The following is an 18,537-nucleotide window of genomic DNA, read 5'->3' as shown; positions in this document are numbered from 1 at the left end:
ATAATAGATGGTAACCGTAACGTTGCCGTCTTTTTTGTCGGTCAATAGAAAGAGAAGAGAATGTTAAAGAAAAATGATATTGTAGAAGTTGAAATTGTTGACTTGACTCACGAAGGGGCCGGGGTGGCCAAGGTAGATGGTTTGGTATTTTTTGTTGAGAATGCTTTACCGATTGAAAAAATCCTTATGCGTGTCCTAAAGGTTAATAAAAAGATTGGTTTTGGGAAGGTTGAAGAATACCTTGTTCAATCACCACACCGTAATCAAGATTTGGATTTGGCTTACCTACGTTCAGGAATCGCGGATTTAGGTCATCTTGCCTATTCAGAACAGCTCAAATTTAAAACCAAGCAAGTCAAGGACAGTCTATACAAGATTGCTGGGATTGCTGATGTAGAGGTTGCTGAAACACTTGGCATGGAAAATCCAGTCAAGTACCGCAACAAGGCACAGGTGCCTGTTCGTCGTGTTAATGGTGTCTTAGAAACTGGATTTTTCCGTAAGAATTCGCACGACCTCATGCCTCTGGAAGATTTCTTTATCCAAGATCCTGTGATTGACGAGGTAGTAGTAGCCCTACGCGACTTGCTCCGCCGTTATGATTTGAAACCTTATGATGAAAAGGAACAAGCTGGCTTGATTCGGAACCTTGTGGTGCGTCGTGGACACTATTCAGGGCAAATCATGGTTATTTTGGTAACAACTCGTCCCAAAGTTTTTCGTGTTGACCAATTGATTGAACAAATCATCAAGCAGTTCCCAAGGATTGTGTCTGTTATGCAAAATATCAATGACCAGAACACTAATGCTATTTTTGGTAAGGAATGGCGCACACTTTATGGACAAGACTTTATCACTGACCAGATGTTGGGAAATGACTACCAAATCGCTGGACCCGCTTTTTACCAAGTCAATACTGAAATGGCTGAAAAACTTTATCAAACAGCCATTGACTTTGCTGAATTAAAAGAAGATGATGTGGTTATTGATGCCTATTCTGGTATCGGGACGATTGGCCTCTCAGTTGCGAAACATGTCAAGGAAGTCTATGGTGTCGAAGTGATTTCAGAAGCGGTTGAGAATAGCAAGAAGAATGCTCAACTCAACAATATCTCAAATGCTCACTATGTCTGTGACACAGCTGAAAATGCCATGAAGAATTGGCTCAAGGAAGGAATTCAACCAACCGTTATCTTGGTTGATCCTCCACGCAAGGGCTTGACAGAAAGCTTTATCAAAGCAAGCGCCCAAACAGGAGCTGATCGCATCGCCTATATCTCATGTAATGTCGCAACCATGGCGCGTGATATCAAACTCTACCAAGAATTGGGATACGAGTTGAAGAAAGTCCAGCCGGTGGATCTTTTTCCTCAGACGCATCACGTGGAGTGTGTAGTGTTGCTACAACGAAAAAAAGGGTGAAAATCCTTGATTTTAAGCTATTTTACAAGCATTTTGTCTTTGTAGATAAAGGCAATTTTGACGTCAAAAAAGTCCTAAAAAGGCACATAGATGTATATGTATTTGTAGATGTCGTTTGCGCATCGGAAAAATGAATACAACAATAAATATTTATCTAAAGAGAGAACAATTATATATTGTTCTCCTTTTTTTATTTTCAGGAGGGAAAATGACAAAAGAATTACAATCATCACGCTATATTGTCATTTCATTTTTAGTACGTGAAATGGGAATTGACATTGTTGAAGCCATCTCTCTTATGGCTGAATTAGAAAAAAATGGCTTGGTTCGATTGGAATCAAGTGGAGATTTAATACTCAAAGAGCTTGGAGGAGCGTTATGAAACGAATTACCGCAAATCAATACCAAACTTCAGAACGGTATTATAAATTACCTAAAATTCTTTTTGAGGACGAGAAATATATGGATATGAAACTAGAAGTAAAGGTAGCTTATTCTATTTTAAAAGATCGTTTAGAATTATCTCTCAGTCGTGGATGGATAGATGAAGAAGGGGCGGTCTATTTAGTATTTTCTAATTCTAAACTGATGAAGCTGTTAGGTTGTTCGAAGTCCAAATTACTGTCCATAAAAAAAACTCTTAAAGAATATGACTTAATTGACGAAGTTCAACAGTCTTCAAGTGAGAAAGGGAGACTTGCTAATAAGATTTATTTAGGGGAATTATCTTCTACCCCAGTAGCTAGTTCAAACAGGCCTAGTGTTAAAAAAAGACTAGGGCAGGTTGAAAATGAAACGGCCCCCGTCTCATATTCAGCCCCTAGTGAGACTGAAGTTAGTGAGACTGAAATTAGTGAGACTGAATCTTTATTTATTGAGGATGAGGAGGATAGGAATACTCAACCTATCTTGAAAAGAAAAGTAGAAAAGGTCACAAAATATGATCGAGATTATATTTGGGGATTGGTACAAGATCAATTTAGACGAGAGGGATTTTCTGAAACAGCCAGTGAAATTGCTATGACTGATTTTGAGAGAATCTATCAGTATGCTCTTGACAATGTTCGCTTTGTTAGAAGAGCGGAAGTACTTGCTGAATTTGTGTTTAACGGCTTGTATTCCGTTTGGAATAACCGTGTTAGAAAAGGAGGTGGTTAAATGTCGTCAATCGAGTGGATATTAGTTTTGCTCATTTTAATTTCAAGCGGTATGACTCTTTGGACATTGATAATCGATCAGAAAGGGGTGATAAAGAAATGAAATTTATTGATTTATTTTCAGGTATCGGTGGCTTTCGACTTGGAATGGAAAGTGTCGGACACGAGTGTATTGGATTTTGTGAGATTGATAAATTTGCTAGGAAATCTTATAAGTCCATTTTTCAAACGGAAGGAGAAATAGAATTTCATGACATACGAGATGTTTCAGATGACGAATTTAAAAAACTTAGAGGGAAAGTCGATGTCATCTGTGGGGGATTCCCTTGTCAAGCATTTTCAATCGCAGGAAGACGATTGGGATTTGAAGATACTAGAGGAACTTTGTTCTTTGAAATTGCTCGAGCGACCAAACAAATCCAACCACGTTTTCTTTTTCTTGAAAATGTTAAAGGCCTACTCAATCACGATAAGGGACGGACGTTCACCACAATCCTTACCACACTTGATGAGTTGGGGTTTGATGTTGAGTGGCAGGTGCTTAACAGTAAGGATTTTGGCGTTCCCCAAAACAGGGAGAGGGTGTTTATTATCGGACATTCTAGAAAGAAAGGTACCAGACTCTTATTTCCTTTCAGACGAGAAGGTCAAGCAACTAACTCTGAGATTTTAAAAACATTAGGGAATTTGAATCCATCAAAAAGTGGAATGAGTGGTAAAGTCTATTATTCAGAAGGTCTTGCACCAACCTTAGTTCGTGGAAAAGGAGAAGGATTTAAAGTTGCGATTCCTTGTATGACACCAGACAGATTAGAAAAAAGACAAAATGGTAGACGTTTCAAGGATAATCAAGAGCCAATGTTTACTTTAAATACTCAGGATCGCCATGGTATTGTCGTTGTTGGAGATTTACCAACTAGCTTTAAGGAAACTGGTCGCGTCTATGGAAGTGAGGGCTTATCTCCAACACTGACTACGATGCAAGGTGGAGATAAAATCCCCAAAATACTGATTCCAGAACCAATCCAATTTCTAAAAGTCCGAGAGGCAACGAAAAAAGGATATGCTCAAGCAGAAATAGGAGATTCAATCAATTTGGAAAGACCAAGTTCTCAGTATCGTCGTGGTAGAGTTGGCAAAGGTATAGCGAATACGTTAACAACTAGTGGTCAAATGGGAGTAGTAGTGGCTAGCTATGAAGGAGAAGATAAGCAAGTTTACCATGTTGCTGGTATTTTAATAAATGGACAATTTTACCGTCTGAGGATACGACGAATCACTCCTAAAGAGTGTTTTCGCTTGCAGGGTTTTCCTGATTGGGCTTTTGAAGCTGCTAGAAAAGTCTCTAGTAATAGTCAGCTTTATAAACAAGCTGGTAATAGTGTAACCGTTCCTGTGATTGCCGCAATCGCAAAGAAATTAAAAGAAATAGAGGAAAAAGATGAAAGCTTTAAATAAAGAGTCAATACTAGATTGTGATGAATTAGAAACAGAATTACATGATGCAGAAATCAGACAGCTGGATGAACAAATATTTTTGATGCCCAATTATCCATGTGAGTTTGAGGTGACATTTTTAGATGATTATCATAAAAAACACAACTACCCCCTATTTTACGAATCCTATCTTCAAAACATTATGGAATTCCTTGAAAGTCAGGATATAAAGAACGGAGCTGATGCCTTTGTAGATGATAATCAGAATCTTGTTTTTATTTTATATGGGCAAGGCTATCGAGCCGAGGGAAAAGAGGGAATACTTACAACCCAAGTAACTGTAAAAGCTTATGATGAAGACAAGAAATCGATTAACTTCTCAAATTTATTAGATTCCTTAATTGTCTCAGAATATAAAATGGAACCGAATCTTTGGGAGGTCTCCCATGATTGATCTCTATCTAAGTAAAAATAGCCAAAGAAATCAACTTCTTTTAGACTTCTTCCAAAAATACGGCATAGAAGTATCTTGCCATTCAGTTTCTGAAATAACAAAGGACAAATTAATTGAGATGATGAGCTATTCTTCAGATTGTTTTGAATTTTTATCTCCCAATTTATTACGATTTAAGAACCGTGACAATCTAAGATTAACGGATTTCGTTGAGATGATCTTAAAAAATCCTGAACTAACCATCAGACTTCCTCTTGCGGTTTCAAATAAGAGAGTTTATCCAAATCTAAATTTGGAGGAAGCTAGAGCTTTATTGCCAAGAGATACGAAACAATTGATTTACATGGCACAAACACATTATTTATCTAACTAAAGGAGAAGCAATATGGCTGAACGATTTTGGGAGAACTTATCCATTATTTTGGCTGAAAGAAATATCAGCTGGATTGACTTAACCAGAAAAATGTTTGCGGGAGAGTTTCACTATCCAAGTGAATTGAATCGTTTGTATCAAAAGATACGCCACTATAAGATGGAACAACGAATGCCTCAAAGTCCATGGGTAGAAAGGATTGTGCAGGTATTAGATTTAGATTATGAAGATTTATTTCGGAGGTAACTATGAAAAGAATAATTCCAGTTTATATATTCCAACAAGTAAATGTCTTATTGGTATCTCTATACTTACTGAAATTTTTTTGTATCGGTGAGTTAACTATACTACAGATTCTCTATGGTGCGTCACTCATTTCATTTTTATGGATATATGGTCAACGTAAAAAAGCGCATAAGGTCAGTATGAAATCTAGGATGAAATGGCTTGGTATTGGATTAGCTAGCCTACTGATTATAAGTCTATGTTTTAGCTTAATCCATGCGCAAGGAAGCACGAATCAAGCAAACTTAATTGGCCTACAACATCAGGTTCCTTGGTTTTCATTTTTATTGTTCTTAATCAATGCGAGTATGGTTGAAGAATTTCTGTATCGAGAAATTTTATGGAACTTGGTTAGAAAATTAGATATTCGAGTTGCTTTGACAAGCGTTTTATTTGCCTTAGTACATCATCCAGGAACCATTCTAGCTTGGTGTTTATATGTTTCACTTGGGATGTTTTTAGGGATGGTGCGCTATAAATCTGACTTATGGGGAAGTATGGGTTTACATTTGGTGTGGAACCTACTAGTTTATAGTTTGCTGCTTTTTTAAAATAGGTGACCTGATTTATTTAGGTAGCTTCTAAAACTAACTGCCAGTTTCCCCAAACCTAGCTTTTAGTATGAGAAAAACGCGTAACATCAGTGGAAATTCGTCTTAGACTAACTTCCACTGGTTTTCTTTTTCTTGATATATAAGGGTTCAAAATCGAAAAGACTCAGAAAAAAGTGCATGACAAATAGCCCTAAAACAGAGTCGTCTTAGAGTAAATTCTAGCATAATTCGTCGTCTTAGACTAACTTCCAGTTTTGGGAGAGAGGTGGAAGTTAGTTTTAGAAGTTACGCGTTTTAATTTTTAATTTTTTATTTTTGATTATTGACAATTTTCTAAAAATATATTATGATAATGGTATTAATTTAGCAATCAGTAAGTACATCCAATTTTGGATATTTAATTACTCAAACTTTGAGAGGAGAATAATAATGGAAGAAACTAAAACACAATTTTCAGCTGATGAACTTTTAAATTTTAACATTATTGAAGAATTTGACAACGGGGAAAGTAGTTTCCTTGCCAAAAAATACTATCTAATGACTAAACTTATGGACTGGATTTTGAGCTAAACTAATCTATTAAGAATGATTGTTGAATTAATATTAACTCAATTTCTTGTTTTAGAAATTGAGTTTTTTACTATATTTAGCGAGGTAACTATCTCATGAAGCAATTCTACGAGGATTTAAAGAAAGATTATCTAGTACCCTCAGAGTATATTCGGCAATATCTGGATATATCAAGAGTGTATGAAAATATGAGGTATTCTTTTCATAGAAGTAGTTTTATGCAATTTTTAAGGGAAAATATAATAGATTATGATTTCTTTATTCATGCAGCTCTGGTAAAGTATAAAGGGAAGTTGTATTTGATAATTGGTGACAAAGGTTGTGGAAAAACATCTTCGACTCTATATTTTTACATGAATGGTGGAGAAGTATATACAGACGAGCTGGTATATTTTAAAAATAATAAAATATACAGCGTTGGACGTAACTTAGCTTTGGAACAAACTTCTATCGAAGATTATTTTCCAAGTTTAAAAAAACTTATCTGGAAGAAAATACAATCAAAACTAAATGAGTTACCAAAATATTTGCTTGATATAAAATTGAAAGAAAATGAAAAAGGTTTTAACTACTTAGATAAAATCATTGTGCTGATTCCTCAGAACAATGAAAAAATTCATTTAAGCAAGCGTGAGAAATATGAGATTATTGAGCGTCAATTTTTTGTTAATGAATCAATTGATAATATAAATATTTCAAAACTTTGTGATACGCCAATAGAAATATTGATGATTTCTGAGTTGAAGGAAAGAATTTGCAATGAAAAAAATAAACATTACAAAAATACAAGATATTATTGAGAATAGAAATATTAATATTATTGGTTTAATTTTACATGGGTCTAGAACATTGAATATACAAAATAAAGAAAGTGATTTAGATATATTGGGTGTTGTTGAATCAGGAACTCCGGATGATATAATTGAAATTATTGATGGAGAAAAATATCATATAGTATTTAAGTCAAAGAAATATTTAGAGAACTTATCAGAGGAATTCTCTGATACAATTTTAAATAGAATTTTTGATTTTAACACATTGAGTGGAAGGATACTATCTGGGAGAATCATCTGGGAACAAAACAAGGACGAGATAAAATCAATCATCGCTCAAAATATTTATGATTTGGATATAGGAGTTTTAGATACAAAACTAAATTTTCAGATGCTAGGACAATTAAAAGATGCGACAACGGACAATAGGTATATAAATTTAATATGTATACAGAATGCGGTAGATACATTGATTTGTAGATTCCTATTGAAGAAAAATATCTTTTTTTTAAATCAAAAGTGGTTCCCTTATTATATTGAAAAATATTTTGAAAAAGAATTATTGCAATATTATTTTAAATTGAGATTTTCTCAGAATCCAAATTTAGTTGAATTTAAAAAAATATTAGAATGGATTAATAGTTATGAAGTTTGAAGTAAGTCCTATAATTTTTAAAACAAAAGTGATAGAAGCATTTGATGCAGATTTATCATTTCCAATCAATTTAAAAAGCATTCTTAATACGTACACTTTTGTTTCGCACATTGAAAATTTGAGTCTACTATTTTCCACTGAAGAAATTGCAGTTTTACAGCATTTAAATAAATACTTTAATTATGACTCTAATGTAGCAAATTTTACTCAAGTTCATCTTTTTTTATTTAAAGAAATAGAAACTTTAAATAAATTAAAAAATGAATCACTATTTTCCTATAAAAATACTTCAGTTTATATTGGTAAAAGTATTGATGAAAATACAGTATATTTAATTGATGATTGTGTTTACATCGAAAAAGATAACGGAGGTAGCTTGACTAACATATATTACTCAAAGCCTGAAGATTTGAAACATTCTTTTCCAATAATTATTAAAATTATTGAATCAATAGTCAGTGAATACTTTCTAATAAAAGGTTTCCTACCTATTCACTGTTCTACCGGAGTTAGTTGTAAAACAGGTGAGGTTTATTTAATTTTAGGTGAGTCGAAGAGCGGTAAAACTACTTTTTTTACAGAAAATGAAGACTTTAAATTAATTGGGGATGAATATTGTTTTTTCCGTGAAGATAGAATAGTACCATTTGATTTATATTATAAGAGCTATTGTTGGGAAAACGAAGATTTTGATGAGGAGTTTGATGATATTAAACGGAAGGTATTGAAGATATCTAAAAAATCAGAAAGACAAATTAAATCAGTTGATAAGATTATTTATATTAAGGACAATAGTTCATTGAATTATCAACTAATTACTGATGAAAGTGTAAAACTTTCTATATTGATGGAATATCTGAGTAATTTTCCTGGGAAAATATACCTAAATGATATAAAGAAGTATTTTCCGCTTGTGATATCAGCTACAAAGAAATTTTTTAAAATTCCAGTTTATTTAAAATAGATTGAGGAGTTAACTGATGAGAGAAACTATTGCAGTCGGCTTAGTTTTGCCATTTGGTTGTTTAGATGACCCGATTAGAGGAATGAATCATTTTGTTGAGCATTTACTTTTTAATTCTAAGGTGGCAAAAGATTTTTTAAAAATTTTTAATAGAAAAGGAATTCTTTATAATGGTGTTACGTCGTATGAATATATTCTTTTCTATTGTCAGGGACTGAGAAGTGATAGACAATTAATGATTGATTTTTGTGAATCACTTCTCGATAATTTTGAAATAACGGAAGAAGAGTTTGAAAAAGAAAAAAAAATTGTTTTGTCGGAAATTGATTACTATTCTCAGAATAAAATTGAGATAATTAGTAATATATTAGTCGGAAATACAGATTCTTTAGCAATTCTTGGTTCTAAAGATTCCGTTTCTTCAATTACTAGACTAGATATTCTTGGTTATGTTAATAACATAAAGAAAACATTCGCCATTGCAGATTCAGATGGTGAAATTATTACTACCAATAGCAGAAGTAGAAAACGAGTTGAATTTGTTAAAAATAAAAATAATACCATAAAGGTGATAAGGAATCAGAACCCCGATTTTAACCAATACTATGGTATTGGAATAAATGTAAATAGAGAATTTTCCAAGTATTTCAAAGTGTTCATTGATATGTTTTTCAATGCCATTAATGATGAGTTTAGAGAGAAAAGTGGGTTGACATACAGGATACATAGTAATAGTGTTCAGACAAGTAGCCTTATACAGAATCAATTTATTTTTTCTGTAGCAAATGAGATTTATTATTTGGAGGTAATAAAACGAATAGTTGATATATTTATAAACATGAAGCAAAATATTTTAAACCTTAACAATCAAGAATTAGAAGAATATTTGGAAAGACTAGAAACTAGATCTGCTATAAAACTAGACAACAGGTTAGGGATGATGAAATATAATGCTCTCAGAAAAATATACAGACAAAGCGAAGAAGTTGATAATTTACTTCTTGAAGATGACATTAAAAACACTAGTTTAACTATAGCCGTTTATAATATTGATGAAAATAACGTGAGACGTGAATGTAACGAATTCACTGTGGAGCTTATTTAGTATGAGTTCAGTAAAATATTTATGTTATCTTGAAAAATGTAATACATTAGATTCGGGATTATCATTAGCCAAAGTTAACAATACTTACTATACGTTTAATAAAAATCAGGTTGAATTTTTACAATATTTAAATAAGAATGCTGTGACAAGGGAAGAGTTGTATGCAAAGTTTTCTAAATACAATAGTACCACAATAGATCAATTCATTGATTTCTTTTATAAACAAGGTATTCTTATTAAAAAAAATTCATTTGATTATAATGAATTGAGATTTTTAGCAGCATATCGTAGACTTACAAGATATTACCTACCTCAGAGGTTAACTAGCTACATTGAACGAAAGAGTTCTGGTTTTATTTATTTGCTTCCTGATCCAATATTATTTACAAAAATAATGATATATTGTAGTCCGATATTAGCTTTATTTCTTTTTTATTCTTGTTATGATGTTCAATTAAATCTTTATGAAGTTCCAAGGAACATTGCTACTTTTTTAGTGGGAAGTGTAACAGCGATTATACACGAATTATTGATAATGATATATCATTTGAAATTTGAAAAAAAGCCTGGTCGCATATACATTAGGATTATTTATTTTATAGCTATATCTTTTGGGACTGAATGGGGTAGTAGTTATAGTGAGAAACAACGCTTTAGGACATGGATGTTTATGTTTTCCATGATAAGTATCTTTTATTTATCTGGTATTTTTTTCATGATATTTTACTTGCTACAATATTTAAAATTCTATACTGTCGCATATTATGCGAGTGTATATGCAGTTGGAATTCTGATTTTTGCCCTGATAAATGCTTATCCATTCTTATTGAAGACTGATGGTTACATACTTTATCAAGAATTTTTTGACGTTTATAAAGTAAGGCCATTATTTTTTAAAACATTTTTTTACTATGTTGGAATGAGAAATAACGAAAAATTTAGAGAAGCAATTAATAAGAATAACTTAAAGACGTATATATGGGATTTATTTTTTATTGCTTCTGTAATTGGGTTAATGTACATTTTATATAGTGGTATCAGAATTATAATTTAACTATGGAGGAACCAATGAATTATATTGTTTTTGCTTATTCTATTATATTAGTATTTTCAGCTTATTTTGGCTATAAAAAAGAGCTTGGAGTATCTGTTATATCATTATTTATAACTCTATTTTTATGTTTTTCAACTTCATTTAGTCTGTTTTATTTTAATAACTTTTTAAAAATATTAATATCGATCTTATTGATATTAATCTCAATAAGCTATTTTTATGATAGGAAAAAAAGTGGGAATAAAATTAATTATAGTCACCATTTTATTAGATTTATTTTTCATGGACTAATAATTTATTGCTTGTTTATATAGACATGAAAAATAATTATACAGGTTATAGATCCTATATTTGTTCCATTTGGTAGCTTTGTCGTAGCAGCTCTTGATATGAAAAGTTGGTCACTCTTTCAATATATAGGAATTGGTCAGCTATTTATATTTTTCAATTCGAGGAAAGTTATTTTCAAACTTATATTGAGCCAGCTAATATTAGTTTACATAGCCACAAGATTTAGAATTCTAAGGTAAATTTTATAATCATATTTGTATTTTTGCTAACAAGTATATAATCCTAAAGATTAGCAGTATTTCATACGGTAAAGCAGATATATCTGAATCCGTAAAAGCAGTTCATTGAACTGCTTTTTTCTTTTAAGACTTACGCTGTTTGGTGTCATGAGCAACCCCTCAAAGGGAACTAATAACAAATCATGAGAAGTCATAGTGATGAAATTTCTGTAACGGAAGTAGAGCGAATTGCTGAACAATTAAATGAGTATCTCTCGAAGTAGAAGCGCCTATTTTGACTTTTAATCTGATAGAGTGGTAGTTTGAAAATGTAAATGATAGCTACTGTTCATAAAACATAGAATGTATGTAGGGTGTTGTGAGAGGAGCTAGAAATTAGCACTTACCTGATTATTCCAACAACCCCAAAAATGTGATAAAAATTTCAACTACTCTTATCTATAATAAAGCTACCTGTTCTTTGAAAATTGAATCCACTCCGTCTTGATTAGCGTGCCTGTGTAAGTAGGGACTGAGAGTATTTCCCTGTGAAGGGCAACTGGCACAAGACGTGTGTGAGAAATTTCTAACAGACACGGAGTTTATCGTTACCAGACTTAAACGATGCGACAAACTAGATAAAGGAGTTAATCATGAAGGTAGTAAACTTGTATGATTTGAAACAAATGGGAAATAAAGGTGGTTGTACCATCCAATTGATTCATCACTTTCCTTTTGGTATGGGCTTAGGACATCTCAAAAAAGACTACATTGAATTTAAACGTGTTGGTATCGTTGATGGGAAAGCAGTAGAAGTTACTCTTCGAGAACCTTATTCGAGAGATCTACTGCAGGTTGTCAAGTCGATTAAGCAACGTCAGAAATTGATAGCTTATCGTTATAAAGAAGGAAAGCTGCTATTTGTGAAGAAGGAGGTATCAGATGTCCTCTGAACAACAGGAACGAATGGCAGTTCAATATGCTGAGCGTAGTCTTTTATTTACTGTAAAAAGTCTTTTAAAGATTCTAGAATGGTCTAGACGTCAGGCTTTAGCACAGGATTCCGCCTATAAGATAGGGGTGCAGAAATTAGAAGAATTGCTACAATCTCCTTATTCGATTGATACGATTAATCTGAAAAAAGATTTTTTAGACAAACCAATTGATATAGAGAAATTTAAAGCTTTTTTAGAAAAAGAAGAGATTCCTTTAGCCATCGCTTGGCAAGGGGATTCTCTGCATTTCTACACGAAAGACCGTTCGATTCTAGACAATCATTTAGACCATCTGTTAGAAAAAATGGTTAATGATCCAGAGAAATTAGCTGATTTTACCATGGATAAGTCATTGGACGATGCAATTGATGAGGCTAAATCCCAAATTACCTTTAAATAATAGAGCAACTACATTAGTAGCTTAAAAACATGATTAAACCGCTATTCTTAGGAGTAGCGGTTTTTCTTTTTGTTCAAGAAGGGGCAAAAAAGGGGGCGAGTAAGTAATTTTCCAACTGTTTAATTCAAGCTAAAAATCCCCAATCGGAGTGATTGAGGATTGAGCTATAAATCTTATACTCAATGAAAATCAAAGAGCAAACTAGGAAGCTAGCCGCAGGCTGTACTTGAGTACGGTAAGGCGACGCTGACGTAGTTTGAATTTGATTTTCGAAGAGTATTAAACAATACCTTGGGCAATCATAGCATTTGCTACATTTTCAAAGGCAGCAATGTTAGCTCCTGCAAGGTAGTCTTTATCAAGACCATATGTTTCTGAAGTTGTTTTAGCTGTGTTGAAGATGTTTGTCATGATGTCTTTGAGACGTCCATCAACTTCTTCACGAGTCCATGAGAGGCGAAGACTGTTTTGGCTCATTTCAAGAGCTGAAACGGCTACACCACCAGCGTTGGCAGCTTTTGCAGGTCCGTAGAAGATACCATTTTCTTTGTAAACTTTGATGGCATCAAGGTCGCTCGGCATGTTGGCACCTTCAGATACACAGATAACGCCTTGAGCAACCAAACGTTTAGCTGCTTCACCGTTGATTTCGTTTTGAGTGGCACATGGAAGAGCAATGTCATAGTTTCCAGCGTAAGTCCATACAGTACCTTCGTGGTAGGTTGCAGTTGCTTTTTCAGCTGCATACTCAGTCAAACGAGCACGACGTTTTTCTTTAACATCAACCAAAAGATCGAAGTCGATACCATTTTCATCGATGACATAACCATTTGAGTCAGAAACAGAAATAACAGTTGCACCGAGTTCAGTTGCTTTTTGAAGAGCATATTGAGCAACGTTACCAGAACCTGAAATAACGACTTTCTTACCAGCAAAGCTGTTACCGTTAGCTTTGAGCATTTCTTCAGTATAGTAAACCAAACCGTAACCAGTTGCTTCTGGACGAATCAAGCTACCACCAAATCCAAGAGGTTTACCAGTCAAGACACCAGCATCAAATTGGTTAAGACGTTTGTATTGACCGTAAAGGTAACCAATCTCACGTCCACCAACACCGATATCACCAGCAGGTACGTCAAGTGATGGTCCGATGTGTTTTTGCAATTCAGTCATGAAGCTTTGGCAGAAGCGCATCACTTCAGCATCTGTTTTACCTTTAGGATCGAAGTCTGATCCACCTTTACCTCCACCGATAGGAAGTCCAGTTAAGACATTTTTAAAGATTTGTTCAAATCCGAGGAATTTCAAGATCCCTTGGTTTACAGTTGGGTGGAAACGAAGTCCACCTTTGTATGGTCCAACAGCTGAGTTGAATTGAACACGGTAACCACGGTTTACTTGAATTTTTCCATCACGGTCAACCCAAGGAACACGGAAAGAAACCACGCGCTCAGGCTCAGTAATACGTGCCAAGATATTTTCTTCGATATACTCAGGGTGTTTTTCAAATACAGGTTCCAAAGTGTTGAAAAATTCTTCAACAGCTTGGAGGAATTCAGCCTCGTGCCCGTTACGAGTTTTTACAGTTTCGAACACGCTTTGGATATATTCTTTAGCAGATGTCATATCGTTCTCCTTTTATTGTCATATTTTATTACATAAGACATTATAGCAGAATTTTTTTTCACTGTAAAGAAAAAACAGAAATTTTCTAAAAATTCTTTCAATTCAGTTTTTGGGTTTTTTGAAAATAGATAAAAAAACGAACGTTTTTCTTGGAAATATCTTTCTCAAAGACAAAATCTTAAAGTATGGTATGCTATAAGAAAAGAAAATGTTTAGCAATTCAGAAATCACTTGTTAATTTATCCGTGATATGTTAGATTTGCCAGTAAAACTATGATCATTTTGGAGGAAAACAATATTTACATCCCCTTATTCAGGGCAGGATTTTCTATACAAGTATAGATGTCTTGCTGGAGTTGGATCATGGAACCCAAGCGGTTATTGAGATTTAGAACTATCATCGGAATTTTTTCATTAGACTTGCTTGGTAACCATAAAGTACTATACTATCCATGAACAAGACCCAGAAAAAGTAGCTTTATTTCTTAAGAATTTTAATAGTTTAAAGCACCTAGTACCTGTTTATATTGATGAAACAGGATTCGATACTTATTTTTATCGAGAGTATGGTCGCTCATTAAAAGGTCAGATAATAAGAGGTAAAGTATCTGGAAGAAGATATCAGAGGATTTCTTTGGTTGCAGGGTTAACAAATGGTGAGTTAATCGCTCCAATGACTTACGAAGAGACGATGACGAGCGACTTTTTTGAAGCTTGGTTTCAGAAGTTTCTCTTACCAACATTAAATACACCATCGGTTATTATTATGGATAATGTAAGATTCCATAGAATGGGTAAGCTAGAACTCTTGTGTGAAAAGTTTGGGCATAAACTTTTACCTCTTCCTCCCTACTCACCTGAGTACAATCCTATTGAGAAAACATGGGATTATATCAAAAAGCACCTCAAAAAGGTATGAGCAACTTGCAATACTTTTTCGAGGCTCTTTTGTCTTGTTCTTGTTTCAATTTGTTATAAATGCCTAAGATAAGACCTGTACTAGGTAAATAAAAATCTCTATACTATCTGAAAGTGAAGATTACTCACTATAAGATAGCATAGAGTCTTTTTGTTGTAGTTAAATTATCCTACCCATTCCCCATTGTCATTGACACGGTAGCCGTCAGGTGTAGTCGTATTGATTGCGAGTGCACCAGAACTATAGGCATAGTACCATTTGCCAGATACTTTCATCCAGCCAGTTTTCATAGCACCTGAATCTTGAAGGTAGTACCAGCTACCATTATCTTTGAGCCAACCGGTCTTCATAGCGCCTGAACCGTCGAGATAGTACCAGCTACCGTCTTTCACCCAGCCAGTTTGCATCCAGCCAGAGTTGTCAAAGCGATACCAAGTTCTATTTATTTTTTCCCATCCATTACTCGTGTATGAGCCGTCATTGTGTTTAAACCACCAACGTCCGTTTGATTGAATCCAACTTCCGAAGTATTGGGAATGATTGAACCAACTTCTTAGTCGATTAAGAAATTCGGCAGGATCATTGGTCTCATCGTCTAGTTTCTGACTTGAATTTGTATTTGTAGTTTTGGTTTTATGAGTTCCGATAGCCTTTAAGTCTTTGTCAAAAAGATTTGCCTTAGTCGCAAATGTTTGAATCTGAGAAGCATTTGCTTCTGTATATTGAATGGCCTTTCCATAACCACCAGCTAATTCTTCAGAGCCACCAGATGCTGTTCCGAAACTTTGTGCAACGGTAATCCATCCATTTTGAGTGACAGGGTTTTCAAAGGCTGCAAGCCCCATATAGGTCAGTTTTGGATCAATTAAGGATTTATAGTGTCCAGTTTGACCTGTAACACTGACACCACTACGAGATTTAACATAATCGGCTTTTTCATCATACCATTGCTGGATGGCCTTCATAAATCCATTGTAGTTCCAAGCCAAATTTTCTGAAAGGGAGAAATTTCCTGTAGGCCAAGCGCTCCAAATATCCTTACTAGACAAGCGTGTGTGATCAATGGTGATCGAAGCTTCTGCTGCACGAACAAAGGCAGTTTTTTCTAGTGCAGTTGACCATTTGATAGGAACATAGCTAGTAACTAGACCTTCGTCTGCTGCCTCTTTTCGAATGGCATTGATACGGTCTAAGATAGCCTGTTTATCTGGCGTTAAGAAAGTCCCTTCAATCCCAACTAGAGTAGTACCAGAAGAAGCACTAGTGACCTCAGAGTTTAATATATTGTAGGATTGACCATTGATTGCTTGAGTGGAAATCAACCTATCATTAGCGGCTACTGATTGTGATGTAAGAGTTCCAGCACCTAACAAGGAAAGTACTAAAACTGTAGCAAGTGTGAACTTTTTAGTTTTATTGTTCATTTTGTGTCCTCCTATTTTTATTATAACATCTCTACTGGGCAGAGTAAACTAAAATTCGGTATAGCTAGGGACTAGATTTATTTTAAATTTAGATGTTAGCAAAAATTTTTCTTAAATTTGGTGTATAATATAAATAGATGATTTTAATGAATCTACTCGACTTGTTCGATAACTATCTGAAGCGAGATTAGGTGCTCAGAAATTGAATTTTTAAGGTTCCCACTTAGTCATGCTTTTTAGGTTTCACATCTTTAAATAAGCTGAACACTCCATGACAACATATAAATTATAGTTTAGAGGATGTAGAACAAATCTTCCTTCATCAAGGAAGTCAAAGAACTCAATAACACAGGGATTCCATTCCCCTAGAAAGGTTAAATAAATGAAATCATATAAGAAATTTACGATTCTTGCTCTAGCTCTTCTTGGATTTACTAGCCAAACAGTTCTAGCTAATGATGCTAGTCATCCTACGAATAACTCTATCGCTAGTTCAACTACTAGCTCTGCAAATGCTTCTCAAGCAGCTACAGAAAACCAGCCAACGACCCCTAGTTCGAGTGAGCAGGAGACAAAACCAACTCTTCCTACTGAGTCTAAGCTACAAACTGGTTGGGTAAAAGAAGATGGGAAGTGGACTTATTATAGTCAAACGGGTGTCAAATTTACAGATACTCTTTATGAAGGCTACCTATTTGATAAGAATGGTTACTTACTTGAAAATAGCTGGTATCAGATGGCTAACAAGTGGTACTACGCCAATGGCTCAGGAAAATATCTGTCTAACCAATGGAGTCAAATCAATGGTAAATGGTATGTATTTGATCAAAATGGTGTCATGATGGCTAATATCTGGAAGGGAAATTATTACCTGAAATCCAGTGGGGCTATGGCAGATAAAGAATGGGTGTACGATCCTAACTACTCTAGCTGGTTTTATCTCAAGTCAGGTGGGCACTATGCTGAGAAGCAATGGGTTGTCTCTTACTATCTAAAATCTGGTGGCTACATGGCTCACAAAGAGTGGCTTTATGATCAAGATTATCAAGCTTGGTATTATCTTAAAGAAGATGGCGTTTATGTCACTGGAACTTATACTATTGATGGAAGTAGTCATTTTTTCAAAGATAATGGTAAATGGGTGCAAGAACTTCCAAAAGGATTTGAAAAGGGGCGCTATAGTAAGACTATTTTCCTAGATCCTGGGCATGGTGGACGTGATTCGGGTGCTTACTATTATGGAATAGCTGAAAAAGATTTGAATCTACAGGTCTCTCGTAAATTACGGAAACGTTTAGAAGAACTTGGCTATACAGTTTTAACATCTCGTGATAGTGATGTGGATGTTGACTTTGTGACGGAGCGTTCTCGTATGGTAAATAAAACGAATGCAGACTTCTTTATTAGTATTCATTTTAACGCTACTGGGAATGACACAACACTGAATCTGGGAATACAGACTTATTCTTATAAGGAAGAAGTGGGTTACCCGAGCAAGATTAACCAGTACTGGCATAATAATCCAGACCGTATAAGTGAAAGTAATCGTTTGGCAGCTGATCTTCATTCATCTCTCTTGACCGAGACAGGAGCTAGAGATGCTGGGCTTTTGCAAGCCACCTTCGCTGTTCTTCGTGAGACTGCGAAACCTGCTGTGTTATTAGAGTTGGGTTATATGGATAATTCAGAAGAAAACCAACGAATCCGTAGTGAACAATACCAAGATAAGTTGGTTGAAGGTATTATTAAAGGAATTCAAAAATATTACGCCGGAAATTAAGAAACTAGATCAAACTAAGCTTTGGAGATTGTCCTAGGCTTAGTTTTTTATTGGTAAGGAACTGAGAATCAAGATAAGGAA

The 18,537-nt window shown here is 34.4% G+C and carries 19 protein-coding genes and 1 pseudogene; 18 read left to right on the top strand and 2 right to left on the bottom strand.

Annotated elements, in window-relative coordinates; translation table 11 throughout:
- Positions 1-60 precede the first annotated feature (60 nt).
- The 16 genes from rlmD to ACLV7Q_RS05850 all read left to right on the top strand — a co-directional run bounded on the left by rlmD (position 61) and on the right by ACLV7Q_RS05850 (position 12,707).
- Positions 61-1,422: a 23S rRNA (uracil(1939)-C(5))-methyltransferase RlmD gene (rlmD, locus tag ACLV7Q_RS05925; RefSeq protein ID WP_218757114.1), complete on the top strand. Its 1,362-nt coding sequence runs from the start codon at positions 61-63 to the stop codon at positions 1,420-1,422.
- 208 nt (positions 1,423-1,630) lie between these two features.
- Positions 1,631-1,804: a hypothetical protein gene (locus ACLV7Q_RS05920; RefSeq protein WP_000159601.1), complete on the top strand. Its 174-nt coding sequence runs from the start codon at positions 1,631-1,633 to the stop codon at positions 1,802-1,804.
- A complete protein-coding gene (locus tag ACLV7Q_RS05915; protein ID WP_261266927.1) occupies positions 1,801-2,580 on the top strand; it encodes a replication initiator protein A in 780 nt (259 codons plus the stop codon). The genes ACLV7Q_RS05920 and ACLV7Q_RS05915 overlap by 4 nt, the downstream gene beginning before the upstream one ends.
- A gap of 98 nt (positions 2,581-2,678) precedes the next feature.
- A complete protein-coding gene (dcm, locus tag ACLV7Q_RS05910; protein ID WP_218758111.1) occupies positions 2,679-4,037 on the top strand; it encodes a DNA (cytosine-5-)-methyltransferase in 1,359 nt (452 codons plus the stop codon).
- Positions 4,021-4,470, top strand: coding sequence for a hypothetical protein (locus ACLV7Q_RS05905; RefSeq protein WP_218758110.1), 450 nt, complete (start codon positions 4,021-4,023; stop codon positions 4,468-4,470). Before dcm ends, ACLV7Q_RS05905 begins: the two co-directional genes overlap by 17 nt.
- Positions 4,463-4,843, top strand: coding sequence for a hypothetical protein (locus ACLV7Q_RS05900; protein WP_218758109.1), 381 nt, complete (start codon positions 4,463-4,465; stop codon positions 4,841-4,843). Before ACLV7Q_RS05905 ends, ACLV7Q_RS05900 begins: the two co-directional genes overlap by 8 nt.
- A 12-nt stretch (positions 4,844-4,855) precedes the next feature.
- Positions 4,856-5,089, top strand: a complete 234-nt coding sequence (locus ACLV7Q_RS05895; protein WP_000840768.1) for a hypothetical protein — start codon at positions 4,856-4,858, stop codon at positions 5,087-5,089.
- Between the two features lie 2 nt (positions 5,090-5,091).
- The gene (locus tag ACLV7Q_RS05890; RefSeq protein ID WP_261203300.1) at positions 5,092-5,679 is read left to right on the top strand and encodes a CPBP family intramembrane glutamic endopeptidase; all 588 of its coding nucleotides are present in this window, start codon (positions 5,092-5,094) and stop codon (positions 5,677-5,679) included.
- Positions 5,680-6,111: 432 nt separating this feature from the next.
- On the top strand, positions 6,112-6,252 hold the full coding sequence (locus ACLV7Q_RS05885; RefSeq protein ID WP_218758054.1) for a hypothetical protein: 141 nt from the start codon (positions 6,112-6,114) through the stop codon (positions 6,250-6,252).
- A 218-nt stretch (positions 6,253-6,470) separates the two neighbouring features.
- The gene (locus ACLV7Q_RS05880; RefSeq protein ID WP_218758053.1) at positions 6,471-7,052 is read left to right on the top strand and encodes a hypothetical protein; all 582 of its coding nucleotides are present in this window, start codon (positions 6,471-6,473) and stop codon (positions 7,050-7,052) included.
- Complete coding sequence (locus tag ACLV7Q_RS05875) at positions 7,012-7,680, top strand: hypothetical protein (RefSeq protein ID WP_218758052.1); 669 nt, start codon at positions 7,012-7,014, stop codon at positions 7,678-7,680. The genes ACLV7Q_RS05880 and ACLV7Q_RS05875 overlap by 41 nt, the downstream gene beginning before the upstream one ends.
- Entirely contained in the window at positions 7,670-8,644 is a 975-nt protein-coding gene (locus tag ACLV7Q_RS05870) for a phosphoenolpyruvate carboxykinase (ATP) (protein ID WP_218758051.1), read from the top strand. Before ACLV7Q_RS05875 ends, ACLV7Q_RS05870 begins: the two co-directional genes overlap by 11 nt.
- A 16-nt stretch (positions 8,645-8,660) precedes the next feature.
- Positions 8,661-9,749, top strand: a complete 1,089-nt coding sequence (locus tag ACLV7Q_RS05865; RefSeq protein ID WP_218758050.1) for an insulinase family protein — start codon at positions 8,661-8,663, stop codon at positions 9,747-9,749.
- A 1-nt stretch (position 9,750) separates the two neighbouring features.
- On the top strand, positions 9,751-10,803 hold the full coding sequence (locus tag ACLV7Q_RS05860; protein WP_225904764.1) for a hypothetical protein: 1,053 nt from the start codon (positions 9,751-9,753) through the stop codon (positions 10,801-10,803).
- A 1,162-nt stretch (positions 10,804-11,965) separates the two neighbouring features.
- Positions 11,966-12,265: a hypothetical protein gene (locus tag ACLV7Q_RS05855; protein ID WP_033685091.1), complete on the top strand. Its 300-nt coding sequence runs from the start codon at positions 11,966-11,968 to the stop codon at positions 12,263-12,265.
- Entirely contained in the window at positions 12,255-12,707 is a 453-nt protein-coding gene (locus tag ACLV7Q_RS05850) for a hypothetical protein (protein ID WP_050135917.1), read from the top strand. The genes ACLV7Q_RS05855 and ACLV7Q_RS05850 overlap by 11 nt, the downstream gene beginning before the upstream one ends.
- 279 nt (positions 12,708-12,986) lie before the next feature.
- On the opposite strand, the gene gdhA is transcribed toward ACLV7Q_RS05850, so the two are convergent.
- On the bottom strand, positions 12,987-14,333 hold the full coding sequence (gdhA, locus tag ACLV7Q_RS05845; protein ID WP_050074496.1) for an NADP-specific glutamate dehydrogenase: 1,347 nt from the start codon (positions 14,331-14,333) through the stop codon (positions 12,987-12,989).
- 436 nt (positions 14,334-14,769) lie between these two features.
- Between gdhA and ACLV7Q_RS05840 the strand changes: the two are divergent.
- Positions 14,770-15,311, top strand: a pseudogene (locus ACLV7Q_RS05840) (IS630 family transposase); the annotation flags it as partial.
- A gap of 105 nt (positions 15,312-15,416) precedes the next feature.
- Here the strand turns inward: ACLV7Q_RS05840 and ACLV7Q_RS05835 are convergent.
- Positions 15,417-16,676 carry an N-acetylmuramoyl-L-alanine amidase family protein gene (locus ACLV7Q_RS05835; protein ID WP_218757942.1) on the bottom strand — a complete coding sequence of 420 codons (1,260 nt, stop codon included), beginning with the start codon at positions 16,674-16,676 and terminating at the stop codon, positions 15,417-15,419.
- Between the two features lie 382 nt (positions 16,677-17,058).
- Here ACLV7Q_RS05835 and ACLV7Q_RS05830 point away from each other — a divergent pair, with 382 nt between their 5' ends.
- Positions 17,059-18,456 (top strand): N-acetylmuramoyl-L-alanine amidase, encoded by a 1,398-nt coding sequence (locus ACLV7Q_RS05830; RefSeq protein ID WP_218757941.1) that lies wholly within the window; start codon positions 17,059-17,061, stop codon positions 18,454-18,456.
- The last annotated feature ends 81 nt before the right edge of the window (positions 18,457-18,537 follow it).

Source organism: Streptococcus mitis, assembly GCF_965111725.1.
GTDB classification, from domain to species: Bacteria; Bacillota; Bacilli; order Lactobacillales; family Streptococcaceae; genus Streptococcus; species Streptococcus mitis_DV.
Note: the sequence above shows the minus strand (reverse complement) of the source record. Positions and strands in the feature narration are given on the sequence as shown.

Excerpts from the sequence above, each read along its gene's own strand:
- ACLV7Q_RS05885 (WP_218758054.1), top strand. The coding sequence starts at position 6,112 with ATGGAAGAAACTAAAACACAATTTTCAGCTGATGAACTTTTAAATTTT.
- ACLV7Q_RS05890 (WP_261203300.1), top strand. The coding sequence starts at position 5,092 with ATGAAAAGAATAATTCCAGTTTATATATTCCAACAAGTAAATGTCTTA.
- ACLV7Q_RS05905 (WP_218758110.1), top strand. The coding sequence starts at position 4,021 with ATGAAAGCTTTAAATAAAGAGTCAATACTAGATTGTGATGAATTAGAA.
- rlmD (WP_218757114.1), top strand. The coding sequence starts at position 61 with ATGTTAAAGAAAAATGATATTGTAGAAGTTGAAATTGTTGACTTGACT.
- ACLV7Q_RS05895 (WP_000840768.1), top strand. The coding sequence starts at position 4,856 with ATGGCTGAACGATTTTGGGAGAACTTATCCATTATTTTGGCTGAAAGA.
- ACLV7Q_RS05920 (WP_000159601.1), top strand. The coding sequence starts at position 1,631 with ATGACAAAAGAATTACAATCATCACGCTATATTGTCATTTCATTTTTA.
- ACLV7Q_RS05855 (WP_033685091.1), top strand. The coding sequence starts at position 11,966 with ATGAAGGTAGTAAACTTGTATGATTTGAAACAAATGGGAAATAAAGGT.
- ACLV7Q_RS05900 (WP_218758109.1), top strand. The coding sequence starts at position 4,463 with ATGATTGATCTCTATCTAAGTAAAAATAGCCAAAGAAATCAACTTCTT.
- ACLV7Q_RS05860 (WP_225904764.1), top strand. The coding sequence starts at position 9,751 with ATGAGTTCAGTAAAATATTTATGTTATCTTGAAAAATGTAATACATTA.
- ACLV7Q_RS05870 (WP_218758051.1), top strand. The coding sequence starts at position 7,670 with ATGAAGTTTGAAGTAAGTCCTATAATTTTTAAAACAAAAGTGATAGAA.
- ACLV7Q_RS05850 (WP_050135917.1), top strand. The coding sequence starts at position 12,255 with ATGTCCTCTGAACAACAGGAACGAATGGCAGTTCAATATGCTGAGCGT.
- ACLV7Q_RS05865 (WP_218758050.1), top strand. The coding sequence starts at position 8,661 with ATGAGAGAAACTATTGCAGTCGGCTTAGTTTTGCCATTTGGTTGTTTA.
- dcm (WP_218758111.1), top strand. The coding sequence starts at position 2,679 with ATGAAATTTATTGATTTATTTTCAGGTATCGGTGGCTTTCGACTTGGA.
- ACLV7Q_RS05835 (WP_218757942.1), bottom strand. The coding sequence starts at position 16,676 with ATGAACAATAAAACTAAAAAGTTCACACTTGCTACAGTTTTAGTACTT.
- ACLV7Q_RS05830 (WP_218757941.1), top strand. The coding sequence starts at position 17,059 with ATGAAATCATATAAGAAATTTACGATTCTTGCTCTAGCTCTTCTTGGA.
- ACLV7Q_RS05915 (WP_261266927.1), top strand. The coding sequence starts at position 1,801 with ATGAAACGAATTACCGCAAATCAATACCAAACTTCAGAACGGTATTAT.
- ACLV7Q_RS05880 (WP_218758053.1), top strand. The coding sequence starts at position 6,471 with ATGCAATTTTTAAGGGAAAATATAATAGATTATGATTTCTTTATTCAT.
- gdhA (WP_050074496.1), bottom strand. The coding sequence starts at position 14,333 with ATGACATCTGCTAAAGAATATATCCAAAGCGTGTTCGAAACTGTAAAA.
- ACLV7Q_RS05875 (WP_218758052.1), top strand. The coding sequence starts at position 7,012 with ATGAAAAAAATAAACATTACAAAAATACAAGATATTATTGAGAATAGA.